The sequence below is a fragment of the Aeromonas sobria genome (assembly GCF_000820145.1).
GTDB classification, from domain to species: Bacteria; Pseudomonadota; Gammaproteobacteria; order Enterobacterales; family Aeromonadaceae; genus Aeromonas; species Aeromonas sobria.
On the sequence record NZ_CDBW01000001.1, the window covers coordinates 1 to 19,804 of the forward strand.

The 19,804-nt window shown below is 47.8% G+C and carries 10 protein-coding genes and 8 pseudogenes; 7 read left to right on the forward strand and 11 right to left on the reverse strand.

The genetic code is table 11. From position 1 onward, the window contains the following. The 5 genes and pseudogenes from BN1135_RS00005 to BN1135_RS00025 form a co-directional block, all read left to right on the forward strand. A pseudogene (locus BN1135_RS00005) lies at positions 1 to 591 on the forward strand (type VI secretion system tip protein VgrG); the annotation flags it as partial. A 1-nt stretch (position 592) separates the two neighbouring features. Further along, positions 593 to 1,912, forward strand: coding sequence for a hypothetical protein (locus BN1135_RS00010; protein ID WP_042017916.1), 1,320 nt, complete (start codon positions 593 to 595; stop codon positions 1,910 to 1,912). Between the two features lie 9 nt (positions 1,913 to 1,921). After that, positions 1,922 to 2,914, forward strand: coding sequence for a PoNi-like cognate immunity protein (locus tag BN1135_RS00015; RefSeq protein ID WP_082186694.1), 993 nt, complete (start codon positions 1,922 to 1,924; stop codon positions 2,912 to 2,914). Between the two features lie 365 nt (positions 2,915 to 3,279). Continuing rightward, the gene (locus BN1135_RS21260) at positions 3,280 to 3,525 is read left to right on the forward strand and encodes a hypothetical protein (protein ID WP_223290080.1); all 246 of its coding nucleotides are present in this window, start codon (positions 3,280 to 3,282) and stop codon (positions 3,523 to 3,525) included. Beyond that, a pseudogene (locus BN1135_RS00025) lies at positions 3,525 to 4,215 on the forward strand (DUF2931 family protein). The gene BN1135_RS21260 and the pseudogene BN1135_RS00025 overlap by 1 nt, the downstream one beginning before the upstream one ends. Before the next feature lie 238 nt (positions 4,216 to 4,453). Here the strand turns inward: BN1135_RS00025 and BN1135_RS22325 are convergent. The 4 genes and pseudogenes from BN1135_RS22325 to BN1135_RS00040 all read right to left on the reverse strand — a co-directional run. After that, positions 4,454 to 4,744, reverse strand: coding sequence for a hypothetical protein (locus BN1135_RS22325; RefSeq protein ID WP_223290081.1), 291 nt, complete (start codon positions 4,742 to 4,744; stop codon positions 4,454 to 4,456). A 192-nt stretch (positions 4,745 to 4,936) separates the two neighbouring features. Further along, complete coding sequence (locus BN1135_RS00035; protein ID WP_042017919.1) at positions 4,937 to 5,704, reverse strand: hypothetical protein; 768 nt, start codon at positions 5,702 to 5,704, stop codon at positions 4,937 to 4,939. 211 nt (positions 5,705 to 5,915) lie between these two features. Continuing rightward, positions 5,916 to 6,449 carry a hypothetical protein gene (locus tag BN1135_RS21895; protein ID WP_139245280.1) on the reverse strand — a complete coding sequence of 178 codons (534 nt, stop codon included), beginning with the start codon at positions 6,447 to 6,449 and terminating at the stop codon, positions 5,916 to 5,918. A 29-nt stretch (positions 6,450 to 6,478) separates the two neighbouring features. After that, positions 6,479 to 7,117, reverse strand: a pseudogene (locus tag BN1135_RS00040) (IS5 family transposase); the annotation flags it as partial. Between the two features lie 86 nt (positions 7,118 to 7,203). On the opposite strand from BN1135_RS00040, the gene BN1135_RS00045 reads away from it, so the two are divergent. After that, positions 7,204 to 8,232, forward strand: a complete 1,029-nt coding sequence (locus BN1135_RS00045; protein ID WP_042017920.1) for an IS110 family RNA-guided transposase — start codon at positions 7,204 to 7,206, stop codon at positions 8,230 to 8,232. 296 nt (positions 8,233 to 8,528) lie between these two features. On the opposite strand, the pseudogene BN1135_RS21900 reads toward BN1135_RS00045, so the two are convergent. The 7 genes and pseudogenes from BN1135_RS21900 to BN1135_RS00075 all read right to left on the reverse strand — a co-directional run. Next, positions 8,529 to 8,807: pseudogene (locus BN1135_RS21900) on the reverse strand (transposase); the annotation flags it as partial. A gap of 733 nt (positions 8,808 to 9,540) precedes the next feature. Further along, positions 9,541 to 11,085, reverse strand: a complete 1,545-nt coding sequence (locus tag BN1135_RS00055) for an EAL domain-containing protein (protein ID WP_052443806.1) — start codon at positions 11,083 to 11,085, stop codon at positions 9,541 to 9,543. A 1,004-nt stretch (positions 11,086 to 12,089) separates the two neighbouring features. After that, a pseudogene (locus tag BN1135_RS00060) lies at positions 12,090 to 12,947 on the reverse strand (IS5 family transposase). A 767-nt stretch (positions 12,948 to 13,714) separates the two neighbouring features. Next, positions 13,715 to 14,890 (reverse strand): peptidase inhibitor family I36 protein, encoded by a 1,176-nt coding sequence (locus BN1135_RS21270; RefSeq protein WP_175479125.1) that lies wholly within the window; start codon positions 14,888 to 14,890, stop codon positions 13,715 to 13,717. Between the two features lie 58 nt (positions 14,891 to 14,948). Further along, a complete protein-coding gene (locus BN1135_RS21905) occupies positions 14,949 to 15,263 on the reverse strand; it encodes a hypothetical protein (protein ID WP_139245275.1) in 315 nt (104 codons plus the stop codon). Positions 15,264 to 15,571: 308 nt separating this feature from the next. Then, a pseudogene (locus BN1135_RS00070) lies at positions 15,572 to 16,489 on the reverse strand (IS5 family transposase). 73 nt (positions 16,490 to 16,562) lie between these two features. Next, positions 16,563 to 17,031 (reverse strand): annotated as a pseudogene (locus BN1135_RS00075) (IS110 family transposase); the annotation flags it as partial. Between the two features lie 2,204 nt (positions 17,032 to 19,235). Between BN1135_RS00075 and BN1135_RS21275 the strand changes: the two are divergent. Beyond that, positions 19,236 to 19,705: pseudogene (locus BN1135_RS21275) on the forward strand (transposase); the annotation flags it as partial. Between the last annotated feature and the right edge of the window lie 99 nt (positions 19,706 to 19,804).

The following is a 19,804-nucleotide window of genomic DNA, read 5'->3' on the forward strand; positions in this document are numbered from 1 at the left end:
AAGGCCAACGACCACCTGACGGTGGAGGGTGAGACACGCGACCACATCAAGGCTGACTATTCGCTGACGGTGGACACATTTATGCACCAGAAACTGGGGCAAAGTTGGCTCACCCAGGCCGGGCAGGAGGTGCACGTCAAGGCCGGTGCCAAGGTGGTGCTGGAGGCGGGATCTGAAATTACCGTCAAGGTGGGAGGCTGCTTTATCAAGGTGGATGGCGGTGGCGTCACCCTGGTTAGCCCTACTATCAAGATGAACTCAGGGGGAGGCCCGGGGTCTGGTTCAGGTTGGGCGGGCAAGGTTCCCAAAAGTATCGAAGGCATGCTGGATAGCCCTAATAAACGTTGGATGAAGTTTTATCACCTTGATGCTGAGCTAATGCCGCTGGCGGGCGTCTCCTACAAAGCCGTACTGAGTGATGGTTCGGTCCGAGAAGGAACTCTTGATGGTGAAGGCATGGCGTTGCTTGAGGATGTGCCTTCTGGCACGGCATCTGTGACCTATGACCAGCAAGATAAGTTTGCTGACCTGACCCGTGAACCCATCTCGGCCCTTGCTGGCCATCTCGATAGCCTAAGTGACGAGGGTTGATATGTTTGGTAACGATCTGTTTGAGCAGCTCTATGACCATCTGGATCAGGCCGTATCTGGTGGGGCCGCATATGTAAAGCAAAGTGCCGAAGCCGTAAAAAAGGACGTCACCTCCAGTCTACAATGGATTTGGGAAGCCCTTCAGGGGGATTTCAATCCCAATCAAAGTGCGGGACAAATTGCTGCCAATGCGGTGTTGGGTCTTATTCCTGTGGTCGATCAGATACTGGATTGTCGTGACCTGATAGCCAATGCCCGTGATATTTCCCGTGATTCCAAGCAGCCAGAGAAATGGGTTTTCCTTTGCTTTACCTTGATAGGCCTGATCCCGTCGTTGGGATCTGCTCTCAAGAGAGTGTTGAGAATCATTTTTCTGTTTGTCCGCAAAGCGGGAGGAGATGCTACCAAGGCGCTCAGACCCGCCATGGCTCCCGTGCTGACATTTCTCTGTGATCCCAAAGTCAAGAAAGTGCTGGGAATTTCACGCCTCGATACGGTGTTAAAAGGGTTTGCTGGCCAGATCCGGGGATTAAGAGGGCAAATTGCAGTCAGTGTGCTGCTGGGTAATCTTAATGATGCCGTCAGCACGCTGACCAGCTTAATCGGCAAGATAAAAGGACTGGCCCCTGCATCGGTCAGGTTGTGGCTTGAGCAATCCCAACGTATGGTGCTGCAGATGCAATCACAGGCCGCCCAGATGCTGCCTGATGCCATGGGGCCCGTGCTCAAATCCCTTGATGAGATTGCCGAAGGATTGGAAAAAGAGGCGGTCAAGCATGCCCCTGGTTTTAAAGCGGTTCCCGGTGGCACAGTAGTCCATTCGCTGCCGGATGATGTTGCCAAGGTAGATGTCAAAATCTTGAGTCGAACCAAGAAAGGTCTATATGGCGAGATCATCAGCGATAACTGGATGGCAAATCACCAGTTTGAGAACCTGTTGCCTGAACATCGTCAGGTGCGTAGCCTAAGTGACAAGCCCAGAGGGCGGGGCATCGATGGTATCTACAAGAATACCAATCCTCCGCCTCCCTACGTGGTGACCGAAACCAAGTTTCGGACGGCAGGAGGGGAGTATATCGACGGGGATGGCACCAAGAGCACCCAACTGCTGTCGATGACCAAGGGGTCGGGCAAGCAGATGAGTGGTAAATGGATTGAAGACCGTTTGCCTTCAGAGCTAATTGATAAAAAGGTATTGGCAGACATTGAAAATGAGGGTTATGACGCTTGGCTAATGATCGTCGATGAGTCAGGGCAAGTGATCCAGATAACCAAACTAGACAAATCAGCTAATGCGGTTGGTACTATTCCGGTTAAGTAGGTGCAAAATATGAGTTCATTTATTGAACAGCGGCGAGATCCATTACTATCTGAGCCTTTATTTTTAGAACAGATTGAGGACTACAAAAACTCCTCTTATTTTGACCCAAGTTGGTGGGCGAAAATAAACGATCCATTGCACGAACGCTGGAGTGATCCTCATCGACGTCCAACACGCTCTATGGCCAGTGAAAAAATGTTTAGGGACAATTTCAAACATACCATTCTGGTGTATTCAGGCGGGCATTCTCATGAGGAGGTGATTGCTCAGTTACAAGTCGCCAATAAAGAGATTTTGCGTCATAAAACAGCATTTCCAGATGACCTGTTCTATTACTGGGAACAAGATGCTTACCAATATCTGCTATGGATGTTCTCATTGAATATCCTCTATGATCAGGATGAGATAGTGCCCGAGTTGGTACGCTATATCAGCAAAAATCCGGAAGGGGACGATGACCCGCTCTGGAGCGTGCTGTTGGCCCGTATCGGCTATCCCGGTTTCCCCCGAGGTCCAGAATCCTATATTCCCGAGGTGTATCGCCCGCTATTTGATGCCATCAAGGGAGATGGTGTGAATCCCACCAAGGTTGAGCGTCAGGCGAGCATCAAACAATATCTCAAAGGATGGTACAAGGGGTGTAAAGAGTGTTTCTGGTATGACTGGCATAAGGCAAAGCATGCCATCTATTTTGGCTATTGGGCCTTTGAGGCGGCACTGATTACGGTCCTGTATGACCTTGATGACAGCAGCTATCGGGATATGCGCTACTACCCCAAGGATCTTGTCGATTATGCCAGAGCGAATGGTGTGGTTGAAAAGTGGCAGGCACTGCAGGTGGTGCAACACCGGATTGCGGTGCCGGGTTCCTTGGTAGAGCAAGATGGCAACTGGCGATGCAATCTGACCGATGAGCAGTGGCAGCTTCGTAAAGGGCAGAGATTGCCGTCCCAAACCCATATCAACAAGGATGACATGTTGTTCTGGATTAAGGAGTCATAGCCGTTGGCCGTTCATGGTGTGTGCCTGAGCCGGTAATTCCCCTGTCTTGTCTGCTCAGCCCATCATGATGTGAAGGTTCACCTGTTTGAACTGTATGCAATCCATGTCGTTTCTTATCCCTCGCAAAGAAGTGGGAACAGGTACGGGAAAGCCATCTGGGAGAGGTGAATTTGCGTATCACCGAAGCCAAGGCCGCCTCGCTGGGGGCTGGCATTGCAGGTATCAGCAACCTGTCCGCCATGTGCAAGTCGATGTGATTGTGCGCCGGGGGGAGTATTCACGGATCCACTTCCACATGATGGTGGAAGCAGCGCGCGATGTCGGAGTGCCATTTATAGAGTAGGAACCCTACTCGACGGGATTTGATGATGAACAGCGCACTTTCGTATCCCACTGTGAACTTGGCCAAACTCGATGAGCTATGGGTTGATGTGGCCAAACGGCGCGGAGAGGTGATCAACTTGGCTCGAAGCTTACCTGATGAGGTGTACCAAAAGTTGCGACTGAGTTATTTGCATTACAGCGCAGATACCGGGTTAGTCAACAAGCCCAATAGGGTTGGTGACAAAGAGATCCGCAAGCTGACGAGTAATGAAAAGGGAGATTATTAATGCGCTGGATTCTATTATTGCTGCTGTTGCCGTTAGTCGCAGCCTGCCAAGCCGCCCCCACAGGCCCCAAACAACTGGACTGGCGCTATATGGTGGGCACCAATGCTGATGAATTATGGGTGACTGAGGTGCTCTTTTATCGTCAAGGCAAGTTGGTGGATGCCTCAACCAATGGGGCTCTACGCTCAGTTAGCGCTAACTCGTTAAAAAAGAAAGATTACCGCTAGGCAAGGGCCGCCATGATATTCACCCCGCCCCGATTGGGTAGAAGTAGAGTGGATTTCATTCCACGATAAAAAGCGCTATCGCATTAGCCTGGCCTTGCCAGCAGAGCTGGAAAGCATGATTGCGCAACCTTATCGCATCAAGGTGAGGGATGAGTGGCGTGAAGTACGCCGAGATAACATTGGCTTAAGTATGGCCACCGGTGGTTATGTGGAGGCGTTTTTAACCAACGCCAAAGTGAAGCCTGATATCTTGCTGGCTAGGGGGATTGCTAAGGAAATTCAAACCTCGCAAGACAAGGAAAATCCTGTCACCAAAGTATACAAAGAGTGGTTCGACGATTTTGACAAAGCATACGGTAATGCCTACAAGCAATATCCTACTCCCAGTGGTATGGCTTGGGCTCCGATCATGGAAGTCTACCGCGCCACACAGCCCAAGACAGATACAGACTCAGTGCAATGATGAAGCGTTTCAGTTTGGGGGCAATTGCGCAACTGTGACTAGTCGTTACTGCCTTGCCGGTTTAGGCGCGGAGTTTGCGGCCAGTGGTGACGGGGGTATCGACAAGTTTACGAGGGTTACTGTCATGGTTACTCGGACCCTTTTAGGGAAGGCGTGACACAAGGGGCGCCAATAGCGACGCCAGGCAGTGGAGCGTTAGCTGCGCTACCCCGTCGAAATGACGGGGTAGCGCCTTATGTCATTCTTGGTGTATTGGTTTTTGGGAGGCAAACATTTGCTTGATCCACTCGCTGGTCTTATCTGGATCAGCAAGCAGTAGAGCGAGCGGCACGTGGTTAGAGCAAAACGCGATCTGGCTGCTCTCCTTGCTCTGCTGCCATTCTGGTTGAGGGATGGGCCAGGGCACAAAGCGCCATAGCTCATCGAAATGCTTGTCGCTATTTTCCAAACAACGGAACAGAGTCACTTCCACAATGGCCTGGCCATTAAGTTGCAAAGGATCTGGCTGGCCTTTTACCCCAGTACGCAAAGAAGAGGTGCGGCGAAAATCGTGATCGAGATAGTGGCGGAAGACCAGCGTCTTATCCCCTTGCTGAGCGGTATCCCCATCCCAGTCTCGGTAGGCGTGATTCGACGCAAACAGGGGGAGATAATCCCATGTCCAACTGCTGGCTGGCGAGCTGATCGAACAGCGGGAGGATACGCTGGTAGAACCCGGCGGCTAGTCGGTGTGAGATAGGTGCAATGACCCTGCATAGTCGAGTAGCGCAGACCAGTCGGTATGCTCTGATTCTGGTGTTAACTCCTTGGATAGCAGCATCCCGGTGCTTAGGTTCATTTGCTGCGCATAGGCAAACAAGGGCTCCCACTCGGGCACCACCGGGGCCATGCCAAACAGCCCAAACGCTAGCAGCCACTCATCGCGAATGGCGCGATCCTGCCGACAAGGCTCAACAAACTCGGGGGCGGTTTGCAGGTAGCGACGTAGTGGCTCCCATTCGCGCAAGGTCATCTGGACAAAACGTTTGGGCAGCTCCTGGCGAGTCAGTGGGGCTACAGGGATATTGCCGAGCGCCACGTAATAGAGCCGGTCTTCATAGTCATCGAGATCGGCTTCGCTGACCACTGCATTGACCTGGGCCAGCCACTGTTCCCTATACTGGTCGCCACCGAATGGGGGTTTCACCTCGATAAGCACCAGCGAGTCGTCAAAGTGGAGTAGCACATCGGGCTCGACATAACGGCGATCCTGCAGCGATGCCAGCTTTGGCCACAGCTCCAACCGTTGAAAGGTGGCTGGGTCTAGCGAATTGTCACCGAGTAGAAAGCGCAGCACGGCACGCAGAGCACTGTCCGAGAGGTGGGGTAGACGGCCAAAGAAAGTGGCAGTGAGCAGATCTTCACTGTCTTTAAACAGGTCGCGCCAGCGCAGGGACTCCCCTTCCCGCTCGATGCGGCCAGCTTTGCCACGCAAAATGGCATGTAGCATCGTAACCCCTTGTAACAATAAGATTTTATGGTTAAACAAACCAAAATGAGATGCAGTTGGGACTCGCCCTTGGCCCCTACCCGACTCGCCATAAAATGGAGAAAAGTAGCTTTCCTAGCTAAATAGTGAGACCATCAAATTGCTCTGCAATATAATCTTAGCAACTTGGTTTATTGGTGGTTAAATTATCACTATCTTTGCCACGCTCGCGCTAAGTAAGCCTACTAACTATTGTCCATGCCATCCGATTTTGCATTTTCATCAATGCCTCTCTTGCGACACTAGAAAACTCTGATTTTTTAGAGCATAGTTCTTTAATTCTAATAAGTGTTTCCTCAGCCTCAGCCCTTTTAGCAACACTACCATTCTGATGTGCTTCAGATATTGCATTAAGATACTTTGCGTATAAAGCTCTGATTGTACGCCAAGTCTCAGCTCTTCTAGAGTTTAAAACCCGCTCGTCAAGAAACCACTTTTCAATGGTAAAGTTGACTCGTTTCGTATCAATTTTTCCAATATTTTCTTGAGAGACCGGTATACCATAATCGTTAAAACTTAACAGTAGAACATCGGACTCCTTGAGCGGGTAAAGAAAGTAGGGAGTCTCATCGCTCCAGGCATCTTGAGGAGTAATAGCTCTGAATCGGTTGTCACAAATAGGGAAAAATGTGCCTTTTTTGGCATTAGGACGACGCTTACATAACCGATAGTTAGAAAGGGCGTTGTTTCCCAAATCAGCCAGCAAGTCATGACTTCCCCAGCCCCGGGTGACCGCTACACTCGGGGCTTTCTGACAGGTAAGCCAAGGGTGTTCAGTTTGTTTATCGCGCTCACACACGACATCACTTCTCCCACTTGACCATTGTATTTTCGCAGGGTGATTTGGCCTGCCATTAACTGTTTGAACCGGAACATAGTTGTCTCTGCCAGCGAACGACGGTGATACCCCGATATCTTCTTCCAGTGCGCCAGCCCTTCCTTGCGCATCACCTGCACCGCCTCATTTCTCGGATGGCCCTTTTTCCATAGCCCTGCGTTCTTGCGAGGCGGGATACACGCCATCGCCCCTTTACGCGCAACCAACCGATGGCTGGCTTTGCTGTCATAGGCGCCATCCGCGTAAACACGCCCCAGCTTGCGACGCAGAGGATTGAGCAAGGTCGGCAACACCTCTGCGTCATGCACATACTCCAGCGACACTTCTGCCGCCACGATATCGTGAGTCACCGGATCTACCGCCAGATGCAACTTACGCCAGACTCGACGTTTCTCAGCGCCGTGTTTTCTGACTTTCCACTCGCCTTCACCAAACACTTTCAGACCCGTCGAGTCGATAACCAGGTCGGTAATGCGCCCCTTAGGGGGCTGCCGATAGGCCACCTTCACTGTGCGTGCGCGCTTGCTGACATAGCTAATGGGATGGTCGCCCCTCCTAAACTGGCAGCACCTGTGCCAACGTGTGGGACGATACATTCATCAATGTGGGCGGAGCGATCAACATGAACGTTAAAACTATCGGGATCGATTTGGCGAAAGCGATTTTCCAGATACACGGTGTGAACGAACACGGCAAGTGCCTGTTTAACAAGCCGCTCAAGCGGGCACAAATGATCAGCTTTTTTGCCAATCTGCCACCCTGTCTGATTGGCATGGAAGCCTGTAGCAGCGCCCACTATTGGGCCAGAAAACTGCAAGGGCTAGGACATACCGTTAAACTGATGGCCCCGCAGTTTGTTAAACCCTACGTGAAGACCAACAAGAACGATGCGGCGGATGCTGAGGCGATCTGCGAAGCGGTGAGCCGCCCGAACATGCGGTTTGTGCCAATGAAGAGTAGTAAGCAGTTAGCCGTCCTGGCGCTGCACCGCGCCCGACAAGGCTTTGTTAAGGCGAGGACCGCACAGGCCAACCAGCTACGCGGTCTGCTGGCAGAACACGGGATCATCATCCCTAAAGGCATTGCCCACATTGGCAAGCATCTGCCCGAGATCCTAGAGGAGTGTGAGAACGGGTTGCCAGGGACGTTTCGGCAATTGCTCGAGCGTCTGGGGGAGCATCTCAAGGCGCTCGACCGGCAGGTTCAGGAACTGGAGGTCCAACTCCAGAGCTGGCACCGTGAGCACGTCGCCAGCAAGAAGCTGGCGCAGATCCCGGGCATCGGCCCGATCACCGCGAGTGCCTTGATCGCCTCCGTCGGAGACGCAAAAAATTTTAAGAATGGCAGACAGTTGGCGGCGTGGTTGGGACTGGTACCACGCCAACATTCCAGCGGTGGCAAGCAAACATTGCTGGGGATCAGCAAACGCGGCGACAGCTATCTGCGCACCCTGCTGATCCATGGCGCTCGGGCTGTACTCCGGGTAGCGGAGCGCAAGGCGCAGCACGCAAACAGTTGGTTAGCCGGGGTGATGGGGCGGCGCAATCATAACGTTGCCGCCGTGGCGCTCGCCAACAAGAATGCCCGCATAGTCTGGGCATTGCTCGCTCAGGAAAGAGAATATGAAGCTAATTATGGCGTGGCAGCCTGAACAACAAGTGTCCCGAGACACCAACAGCGTAGCGACTCTAATAGTAACTGATACCGATAAGAACAACCGATTGCACAGGCAATCATGACGTGATGGCGAGACAGGTCAGACCGTGATGGGGAAAACCCGTGGACTACAGGGCTTTGTAAGAGCGAACAGCTGATAGAGGTCCCCATCAGCGAATTCCATCAGGGATAGAGGCAATAACCTCGATCAAAATCCGGATCTATGGCTGCAATCTCCACCTGACTCACTTTCATCGATTGAGGGCTTGGCAAACCGGGGCGACCATCTATGTAGTCCGGGGCACACAGCGGCACATTCATCAGCTCGAACAGGGAGTCGAGTAGCCCCTGAGTGGCTCGCAGCGTGAGGCTGAAAATCCCTTTGAGCATGAGAAAGGTACAGATGCTCTGGTCGGTGTAGAGCTGGCTGCGTCCCCGTTTTCCGTGATGGTCTTGGTGAAATTAGTTATCCATGGCCTCGGCATCAACCCAGAAAGTGAGAGAGCCACGGTTGATCAGAGATTTGTTGTATTGGGGCCAATTGGTGATGGGGTGAAGCGCTTTACCCATGATGCAGACTTGAGGGGGATGGTGGTGATCAGAGCACTGGGTTTTCAATTAGTTCCATTCAAGCTGCATCAGTTGTGATCAAGAGACAGGCCTAGAGGGGGCCATTAATAACCAAGCGTTTTTGGGCAACCCAAGCTCACAAAACCAATCCTTGGATGGTGAGAACTAATAATGTTGGAAGTCGCTTGTTGGGCAGGTTGGTTGTCCAGTGGCAGAGCCTGCGTGGTTGCAAGCGTCAGGCTCGCTGAGCTGGGGTCAAAACGGTTGACGGTCATAGGGGGTCGCTGGTCACTGATGCAAAAAAAGATGGCGGATTATACCTGATGAGCAGGAAAGAGGAAGAACATAGTTGAGTGTTTTTTAATCTACCTTCCCAGTGACTCGTGGGGATTTCTAATATTTTTACGGGGGGCCGTTGGGGAGAGGTAGGTAAGTGTCTGATGTGCTAGACTGAACTCACAGCAATGTTGCCTTATTCAGGCTCCTCCAACCGCAAAATGGGGTTGGTATGTAGTGGTCAAGCAAAGCTGGCCGCGGTTTTATGAGGTCTCCTGACGAGATCAGACCGTCCCGTATCAAACAGCCGGAGCCGCTTTCAATACCTCTTGTTAAACTCCGCCGGACTGACATTGCCAAGTCGTGAGTGACGAGAGCCAGTAAATCAAAATGTGTAACCGTCCACGAATAAGTAATTTTCTCACACATAGAGATTTTTTACAGGCTCTTAATTTCATTAATAAAGATTTCTATATGATAAAAAGTAATCCAAAAAATTTGTTGGGCTCATTGGTTTTCCATAGAGATAACCCTGTAGGATGTCTACACCATGATTGCATAAATATTTTTCTTGTTCCTCAATTTCAATTCCTTCGGCAACTAACGTTAGTCCCATTCTCTTCGCCATCATGATCACACTATCTAGGATATGCTGTGAGTTTTCTTCATTACCAATTTTAGATACAAATGATTGGTCTATTTTAATAGAATTAAATTTAAATTTTTGCAATGTCGTGAGGTTTGAATAGCCAGTACCAAAATCATCTATAGACAGATCAACCCCCATTGATGACAATGTTAGAATTCGATTCATCACCTCTGGTGTATCACTAAGGACACTGCGTTCAGTGAGCTCTAATACTAATTTCCAGCCATTCATCCCACAGACTGATTGAAAGCTCTGACAGTCATGCAATATATCATCACTGTCAAAATGTGCAGATGTTATGTTGAAACAGATGTGAAACCCAGGTTTAAAAAGATGTCTATTGACATGTAGATATTGAATCACATCATTAATTATCATGCTTGTCATCTCTATGATAATGCCACTAGATTCCGCTTGAGGGATAAAAAGGTCTGGACGAATCAAACCATCTTCTGGATGATTCCAACGCATTAATACTTCAATACCGATCATTTTCTTTGTTTGTGCACAAATCAGTGGTTGAAAAAAAGGTGTAAATTCATGGTTATTCAAACCTCTTTTTAACTCATCTAAGAATGATATCGGCATGCTTCGAGCCCGAATTAGTTGTGCACCTATAAAAAGTGATAGTATGAACACTCCAATAACGAGGGTTACATAATCCTTTTTGAATTTTGATAAGGCTATTTTGTTCGATATCTCTGCTTTTATTTTAAATGGATAACTGTGTGACGTTTCCATTGACGAGACAAAAGGAGTGTCATTATTAACGCTATTGAAGACCCCTTGATCATTTAGAGTATTGTTCCCGACAATGAGTGTCATGCGAGAGTAATCGCGAGACACACCTAAAATCATTTTGATATAGAGACCATCAACTGCACTAAGAGCTGATAAATTCCACTTGGCTTGTCGTAAAACCATTAGAGGATAATTTTTCTTTATACGATCCCCTGGTATTATTAATAATCTACCGTTCTGATTAAGGCTTGGGGTATCGCTTGCTAATATTAAATCTAATAGAGACGAGCAATATACATTGTTATTATTAACAATGTTAATACTTTGAACGAATGGAACCATTGCTACGTGTTCTCGCAGAAGCGATAGCGAGGAGTTGCATGTTCCGTCCGCCCCTTCCAACACGGTTACATTAGCTTGATCTGCAAAATCAAGTACTTTGTTCAGCAAGTTCATCGCCTTATTTGAGGCATTCTCAACTAAGTGCCGTTGGCTACCGATGAAATCATAATAAAAAAGAGCTACCCCACATAGATTTATTAGCGCAACCATAGGAAAAACTGTAGCAAAAATTTTTATTTTATTATTGATGCTGGCTTGGTTAAGTTTCATATATAATTTCTTGTGATGATATGGATGTAAAGTGTTGTTCCGCTGCATTCTTCATTTCTGGTCGTTTTCACCCACGCCATAGATCATTAATATGGTATTTTCTCATGATTTTTAGCTCAATAAAAACCAGCCAGACTCTAACTTATGATAGATTTATTCCAGAAAGATGTTATTATGACTATCCAAAACTGTAGTGTCATGGGAATCATAAAATCGTTTTGTAATAAGTGTCGCGTTCTTTCCTGAGTTGGTTTTTATTAATGCTTTATAAGCGACTTTAATTTCATTGATACTAATTTTCTTGGTTGAGAGGTGGTGTTTCTATCGGAATGGAATTGATACCTTTGCTCCATTCCTAGGAGTGTTCTAAATTGTAGAGTTATGTGCATGCTCGCTCCACATGTCATCCTCACCACTAAAATCACTGCCATCTTTTCTCATGCTATCGAGATCGAAAAAATGGTTCATAAAAAATAATATCTCGACATGAGGTGCCTATTTCTACCGTTCGAATTTCTTTTGTAAAAAGTGAACAATGGATTTATGTATAATTAATTATCCGTGAATTGGTTCAGTGTACATTTGTAATGTGCACAATAGTAGCACTTAGTAAGGAGCAGAAACTGAACAAAACCTGAACCAAAATGAACTGACATTGAACAAGTTACGTTGCTGGATACGATGAGGATTTTATATTGAATTATACTAAAGGAAATCTAAAAAAATCTGTTCGACTGTTCTGTTGACAATATTCCACTCAGGTTCGGACGTGCTCGCTCAAACGTTCATTATTTGAGGGGAATCCTATCCAATATAGCTTTTGATTGGCTGTAGCAGGCCGATGAAGAGAAGCTGCATGTGTGATTCATAGTGACCTCAAGGTATTTGGGGAGGGCGAGCGGAAGGTGAATACCATCTCCATACAACAGGCTGCGAGTGTAGTGCAATGGCGTTGCTGTCCAAATAAGCCGGCATGTTATAACTTCCCCAGCCCCGAGTGACCGCTACACTCGGGGCTTTCTTACAGGTATGCCAAGGGCATTTAGTTTGTTCATCGCACACACGTAGGTCATGACCTTTCCCACTTGGCCATTGTAGTGACGCAGACTGATTTTCCCCGCCAGCAACTGCTTGAACCGATACATCGCTGTCTCTGCCAGTGAGCGACGGTGATTTCTTGGATGCCCCTTTTTCCATAACCCCGCGCTCTTACGAGGCGGGATACAGGCTGTCGCCCCTTTGCGCGAGATAAGCTGATGGCTGGCATTGCTGACATAGGCGCTATCCGCATAAACACGCCCCAATTTGCGCCGCAGAGGGTTGAGCAAGGTAGGCACCACCTGGGCATCATGGACATTTTCCAGCGAGACTTCCGCCGCCACGATATCGTGAGTGGCCGGGTCTACCGCCAGATGTAACTTGTGCCAGACTAGCCACTTCTCAGCACCATGTTTTCTTACCTTCCACTCGTCTTCACCAAATACCTTGAGGCCAGTGGAGTCGATAGCTAAGTCGGTAATACGTCCCTTTGGGGGCTGTCGATAAGCCACCGTCACCGAACGTGCTCGCTTGCTGACACAGCTATAATCCGGTGTGCACAACGGTACATTTATCAACTCGAACAGGGAGTTGAGTAGTCCCTGGGTTGCTCGCAGAGTGAGGCTGAAAATCTCCTTGAGCATAAGGAAGGTACAGATGGTCTGGTCGGTGTAAAGCTGACTGCGGTCCCGCCGCCCATGATGGTCGTGGTGGAACCAGTTGTTCATGGCCTAGGTATCAACCAAGAAGGTGAGGGAACCACGGTTAATCAAAGACTTGTTGTATGTAGGCCAGTTGGTGATGGGGTGAAGCGACGTGCCCATGATGCAGACTTGAAGGGGATGGTGGTGCTCAGATCACCGAGCCCTCAGTTAGTTCCATTAAAGCTGCATCGATTTGGTCAACAACGCCGATGTTTATTCGTAAAGTGAGGAAGGCGTGGCTAAGGGCATTACGGCGCCGGAGTCAGCGCCAGCGAATGCAATGGGAGCGGTTCAAGGGATACCTGGCATTGTGGATCCCGTCACCGCGCGTAATGCATCTCTATCCCGATGAACGATTTGACGTTAGGATTCGAGGGAGGAGCCGGATGTGCTTAGTAGCGCACGGTATTGCGGGTGACCGCTATTCCTACCGCTACATCATGACGTAATGGCGAGACAGGTCAGACCGTGACTGGCAAAACCCGACAGACACAGGATACTAATAAGTGCGTTTAACTGATAGAGGAGCCAGTCAGCGAATTCCATCAGGTATATAGGCTGTTGCCTCTGTGAAATCCGGATCTATGGCTGCAATCTCAACCTGACTCACCGTCATCGACAGAAGGCTTGACAAACCGGGGCGATCATCTATGAATATCCTCGGCCTACTTGTCAGACAGCTCCGAGTGTAGCGGTCACCAGGCGTTGGGGAAGTCATGACTTGCTGGCTGATTTAGGCAACAACGCTGCATAAAAATGAAAAAGACCAGCCTGCGGGATTAATCAGGCTGGGGAATCGCCTACGTCTACAGAGCAAGTAGATCACACTAACATGAAAGAAATGGAAGAACTTTCAACTGCGATTAGACTAGTATAAATATATTTTACTATTGCACTTTTTCAATCGTTAAGTTAGCAAGCTGCTCGTGCTCTAGGGATTCATCTAAATAAAATATCTCTATATCTAATGGTATGCTGTTATTTGGGGAGATCACATTTCCAGCAATGTTTTCCAATACAACCTTTCCATTGACACTCTCCTCTTTATTTAATTTTAGCCAACTTGACTGAGAGTCTAACCAAGCTTGGGTAACATGTGCTCCCTGGGGCAAGTCGAATGAAAACTTCCAATATTTGATAGTATCCACTCTAGATTGCAACTGCAAAGCGTAAGTGTACAACCAACCCTCTTCTGGCCACCAGCTTTGCCACTTTTGTTTGAAAGATTGCGTTATATTGAAGTCTGGGACGACAATTTCATCTACAACTATAGTTGCAGTTTTGCTATTAGCGTACTGATTAACATAACCTACCGCCGGTTTAATTGCTACATTTAATTGCCCGTAACCGACCTTATTTCCTTGCAAAGCAATGTTATTATGAACAATTTGATTTGCTGGAATTGTCATTGATTGCGCATAGTCCAAGATAGTAAATAGTGCTGGTGTGCCTGTTACATTGACATCAACTGTCACATTTTCATTGCTTAAATTCTGGATGCTCAGAACTGCATACTGGCCTGACTCATTAATATGGATTGTTGTATTCGGTAAGGTGATAGGCAGTGCTACAGAAGTCACATGCTTTGTAACAACAGAGTTTGTGGCATCATTCCAGCTATCTTCAAAGCTAGATATTTGCGCGCCAGCAGGAACTGCACGATAAGTACCACTGATGTCACTCCCTCTTATCAATGTTCCTTCCGCACCTAAATTATTCACAACAGCACTGACACCATCGTGAAGGCCTACAGGAAAGCCAAAGTTATTTAACTCTAAACTGGTTAACTGAACATTAGGGTTTATCGCGAGAACATCACCCAGTTCATACTGATTATAATTCGCATTAGTATAGAGACAGAATTTACCCTGTGGGCATGCTGCTATACCACGAGCATCTCTAATTAATGTTGCATCGCCAGCAGCAGATATTGAATATCCAGAAAAGCACGACGATAGCAGTACAGTTAAAACAGCGATTCTTTTTACCAAAATGTTTACCCCAGACTTAAAATTAAAATGTTTATGAGTGACATCGGGTGTTAAGTGAGCATTGCGCTGCACTAAACGCCATCCTAAGTATATGGAGAGAAAAATGTCACTCACCTTATAGCTTTATATACTAACGAAGTTCAAGATTTCCATTGTTGTTTATCAACTTTGGTACGTCCTGCAAAAGCCATCGCCCGCTATTGTATTCTTGGCCATACCCTGATGCTGTAGTGCAATTAGCTGTTATAAAACAATATGCGTGACTACCTGCTTCATAATCTGCATATTGAAGATCACACGACTGAGCCGCACTGGATGTACCCCAAGCATACTGGCAATCGTTAAAGGCTTTATCGGTGGTATTATTATCGGTGCCTTCTGCTTGCGCTGCATGAACTACTGCAACACCCAAAATCATTGAGACCATAATATTTCTTATGCGCATAGAAAAACCTCACTTTAGAAAGACTAAACATATCAATTCGGCCAGTTGGCTAGGAAACCCGTAACCCCCGACTAAGAAATTGATTTGTATTGAAATGACAATAATTATTTTTAGCCATATATCATACCTGCTCTGCAACCTTCTCTATCTTCTTGGCGGCAAGCATTATCCTAAAAGTAAACCAAACAGATTGATTTCAAGCTTAATGCAAGCTGAACAAAATTAAAATTAGCTGGTTTTTGATGTACGTTGTTGCCCAAATCAGGGCTTTATTCCCCAAATCAAGCAGCCCCAGCCCCTGTTGACCGCTACACTCGGAGCTTTCTTACAGGTAGGCCAAGGGTATTCAGTTTGTTCATCGCACACACGTAGGCCATGACCTCTCCCACTTGACCGTTGTAGTTACGCAGACTGATTTTTCCCGCCAGCAACTGCTTGAACCGATACATCGTAGTCTCAGCCAGTGAGCGACGGTGATACCCCGATATCTTCTACCAGTGCGCCAACCCTTCCTTGCGCATCACCAGCACGGCCTCATTTCTTGGGTGCCCCTTTTTCCAGAGCCCAGCGTTCTTGCGAGGCGGGATACAGGCTGTCGCCCCTTTGCGCGAAATAAGCTGATGGCTGGCTTTGCTGTCGTAGGCGCCATCCGCATAAACACGTCCCAGCTTGCGCCGCAGTGGGTTGAGCAAGGTCGGCAACACCTCGGCATCATGGACATTTTCCAACGACACTTCCGCAGCCACGATATCGTGGGTCACCGGGTCTACTGCCAGATGCAGCTTGCGCCAGACTCGCCGCTTCTCAGCGCCGTGTTTTCTGACCTTCCACTCACCTTCGCCAAATACCTTCAGGCCAGTCGAGTCGATGACCAAGTCGGTGATACGCCCCTTGGCGGGTTGTCGATAGGCCACTTTCACCGTGCGTGCTCGCTTGCTGACACAGCTATAGTCCGGCGCACACAGCGGTACGTTCATCAACTCGAACAGGGAGTCGAGTAGTCCCTGTGTTGCTCGCAGAGTGAAGCTGAAAATCCCCTTGAGCATCAGGAAGGTTGCGATGGTCTGGTTAGTGTAAAGCTGGCGGCGGCCCCGCCGCCCATGATGATCGTGGTGGAACCAGTTGTTCATGGCCTCGGTATCAACCCAGAAGGTGAGTGAACCACGATTAATCAAAGACTTGTTGTATGTAGGCCAGTTGGTGATGGGGTGAAGCGACATGCCCATGATGCAGACTTGAAGTGGATGCAGGTGATCAGATCACCAAGTCCTCAGTTAGTTCCCTTCAAACTGAATCGATTTGGGAAACAACGCCGTCCTGATACCAACTTTGGAGCTGAACGTCCAATTCCCTCACCTGCCTATCGAGTTCCTTGAAGTGAGCGCTCAAGCGGTCGAGTAACTGATGAAACCGTCTTGGAAAGCCATTATCCCCCGCCCCCAGAATATCTGGCAGGTGCTGATTGATGTGGCGAATACCCTTGGGGATGATATTACCGTGCTCCGCTAGCAGCCCCGGAGTTGGTTTGCCTGCGGGGTCCTCACTTTGACGGATCCCTGGCGGGCCCGATGCATTGTCTGGTCGGCCAGTTTGTTCGCTGTTTTAATCGGCACGAAGTGCATGTTCGGACGGCTCACGGCCTCGCAAATGGCTTCGGCATCGGCCGCATCGTTCTTGTTGGTTTTGACGTAATGTGTGACGAACTGCGGTGACATCAGCTTGACGGTATGACCAGCCCTTGCAACTTATTGGTCCAGTAATGAACACTGTCGATAGTCGTAACCTTCATGGTAGTCGCCTCTCTCATCACTGGAAACTTACATTCGCCACGTTGGCACTCAGATGCCGTTTTGGGGATGGGCGACCATTCGGATTCGTCAGGCAAGACTGCAATCGATACAAAATTAATTTCGTTCAGATTGGGTTCAGCTTAACTTCCATCTGAGTCGATTAAGGTAGTTAATAAATTATCATTGCAGTAGGTGGGGGCTATAGGAGCAGCTGTGATTTCATGATCAATACCTCCTTAAAATTAAATTTGGAATCCAAATTATTTCATTCTATGGCTCCGAAGTTTATTTCAATGGATTTCTTCTTAACCATGGTTGAGGTTGTGTGTTGGAGGCTCCATGACCGGTAACAGCGGTATTGGCGCCTCTACGGGACCAATAATTGATGATTTGATTTAGCGTTGGTTCGGTATACTAGATTGCATGTGAGGTGGTCTAGCATAACCAGTTTCCGGAGATACTCAGGATTCAGGATGTAACAATATGGTGGAAACTGATGCGTGATTTGGAATGCTCTTATTGTTCTCAGAGTGGCACACTGTACTACTTGATGCGGTTGCGGGATGGTTTGGTTTCGTTCATGCTGGTGTTGTTCATGATAGTAAGGTATTGTGTAGCGGTATAGATTGTATTGTGAAATAGCTAAGAGCTATGAAATTGTGACGCTATAATGATTTTTTGGGCGAAATGAACTGCTGCAATAAAATAACTGATTATGGAATCGCAATAGCTTTCCGGCCTTACAAGCGAACTGAATTACCTTATTCGCCCCATGAAAACCATTCTGCATTAAGGTTGTCAGGAATTTTTTAGCATCTAATTTTGCCCAGAATAACTGAGCGGCGCACTCAGCGATGGGTGCATATTTTAGCCAAAGGAGGCAGCCTCTCAAGAGGTCCATTTGTGTGGCGTTGGGATGAATAAATGCTGTTTGATGAGCAGATGGTGTTCCATTAAGCAAGTATGGTCGTGTTTTTAACCACCTTGGGTGCGCAGTCTATGGTCTTATCACGCTGGTTGCTTGTTCTAAGATTTTTATCTTATAGAGTTACAGCGTAAAGGATTACAGCTCTCCCGAAATTGCATTACCAGACACGCTGTTGGTGTTGCATTGTCAATGATAGGTTCGAAGTGAATCACACCATACCTATGCAGCTAGCCAGAATGTGAAGTGAGAGCAATATATGGCGATGTTATTTTACTTTCAGTATTGCTGCGTAATACACGCATTTGTTAGTATGTATCTTTAATGCATAGTTTTTCTGAAGCGCATCAAAATCATCTGGCTAGATATAAAATATGATATGACTATTTCATTCTGAATGCCACGTAAAGCGATCAAGACACCCGCAAATTAATTTATTCATAACAATGCGGCATGTGTAATGAGCGCGATAATGAAAGAGTGTGCTTTGATGGGTCTTTGATTTGTAATTGAACATTTATAGCTCTAGCTCAGGTGTTCGATACATTTATTACAGTGCCTTGCACAATTGATGTGCTGGCATTGTGTTGTGCGTGGTGAAACCATATGTTGCGCTCACCATTAAATAACGGAGCGTAAATTTTTTATACGTTTTTTGGGGTGATATGGAAGGAAAGTGTCCTTTGCCTAGATGTTGGCAGATTGCCAATTACTTAGAGCGAGAATCAAAATTCATACCAATTTCAACGCTGGCGGATCTTTTTGGGACCACAAGTAAATTAATATATAGTGACATTGATTATCTTCAACAAAAAGGGCTTACGTTTGATTCAAGGCGATATCAGACGGGGAGGGTGTGGCGAAAGGAAATTAAGTTGACATCTGACATACCAGTCTTGGAGGAGAAAAAAATGAGGGTGGGGGTGGAGGATGTATGGCGAGAGCTATTACGTAAGAAAAGGCCGGTCTTGACTTGAGTGAAATGGATATTAGTTGTGTTTTCATCAAATTAGACTTTATGTACGATTTTATAAAAATCGTTTCAATTTGCTAAGCTGCAAATCCAATCTGTAATTGGGAGCGATAATCTCTGGGAGGTAGTGGCTATCCACTTCATCAGAGAATTGTGTTTAGTTATTAAATTCAAAAAAAGCGCTCCATGGTACCGTTGCCGGCGCTGTTGCCCAAATTGATGCAGTTTGAAGGGAACTTACTTAGTGCTCGGTGATCTGATCACCCCCATCCTCTTCAAGTCTGCATCATGGGCGGCGGGGCCGCAGCCAGATTTACACTGACCAGACCATCTCTACCTTCCTAATGCTCAAGGGAATTTTCAACCTCACTTTGTTGCGGGCCACTCAGAGGCTACTCGACTCCCTGTTCGAGTTGATGAATGTACCGCTTTGTGCACCCGATTGCAGTTGTGTCAGCAAGCGGGCCCACACGGTGAAAGTGGCCTATCGGAAGCCATCCATGATTTCGAGCTGTTGCCGACTCTGCTCAATCCACTGCGGCGCAAACTGGGGCGTGCTTATGGGGATGGCGCCCATGACAGCAAAGCCAGCCATCAGCTAATCTCGCGTAAAGGGGCGATAGCCTGTATCCCGCCTCGCAAGAGCGAGGGGTTATGGAAAAAGGGGCTCCCAAGAAATGAGGCTGTGCTGGTGATGCGCAAGGAAGGACTGGCGCACTGGAAGAAGATATCGGGGTATCACCGTCGCTGGCTGGTATAGACGGCGATAGTTCGTGATAAAATTCGAACTTGTTAAGGCTCCATACAGTTTGAGTTTGGATTGTTGTGTAATAATACCCATACCCATACCCAT